At 70.8% G+C, this 921-nt stretch carries 1 protein-coding gene; it reads left to right on the forward strand.

The genetic code is table 11. The annotated features are described in order from the left end of the window. On the forward strand, positions 1-921 hold a 921-nt coding region (locus FV228_RS30980; protein ID WP_147857891.1), incomplete at both ends, for a L,D-transpeptidase family protein.

Here is a 921-nt window from a genome sequence, read left to right on the forward strand (position 1 = left end):
GCTCGACCCGCCGCTGGTGGCCGCGATCGCGGCGTTCCAGGGCCGCCACGGCCTGCCCGACAGCGGCATCCTGGGCCGGCTCACGATCAACGCCCTGAACGTGCCGGCCGCCACCCGGCAGCGCCAGCTCGCGGCCTCGGCGGCTCGGCTGATGGGCTCGAAATTCCCGTTCGGCGAGCGCTACGTCGTGGTCAACGTGCCCTCGGCCATCGTCGAGGCGGTGGAGAACGGCGTGGTGGCGCGCCGCTACGTCGCGGTGGTCGGCTCCCCCGACAAGGCGACACCCACGGTGGAGACCCGGGTCACCGACATCAACTTCAACCCGACCTGGACGGTGCCGGCCTCGGTGGTGAAGAACGAGATCATCCCGCAGATGCGCAAGAACCCGGGCTACCTCGCCCGGAACCACATCCGCATCCTCGGCCCCGCCGGCGAGGTCGACCCGACCAAGATCGACTGGGCGGGCAACAAGGCCGCGGCCTACACGCTGCGCCAGGATTCCGGCTTCGACAATTCGCTCGGCCAGGTGCGGATCGACATGCCGAACCGCTTTGCCGTCTACATGCACGACACGCCGGCCAAGTCCCTGTTCGCCGCCAACGTGCGCTTCCACAGCCACGGCTGCGTCCGGGTCGGGCAGGTGAAGGAGCTGGTCGGCTGGCTGCTGCAGGGCACCGACGGCCCCAACGGGCCCGGCACGAGCTGGGGCCCGATCGAGATCGAGACCGGCATCGCCGACGGGGAGCGCCGCGACATCAAGCTGGTCAAGCCGGTGCCGGTGACGTTCGTCTACCTGACGGGCTACGCCACCCCGGACGGGACGGCGCATTTTCGCGACGACATCTATAATCTCGACACGCCGCCCCCGGCACCGGAGCCCGCCGCCACCGGGGCGATCGCACCGGCCGGCGCCGTGCAGCC

The organism is Methylobacterium sp. WL18, from assembly GCF_008040015.1.
GTDB lineage: Bacteria > Pseudomonadota > Alphaproteobacteria > Rhizobiales > Beijerinckiaceae > Methylobacterium > Methylobacterium mesophilicum.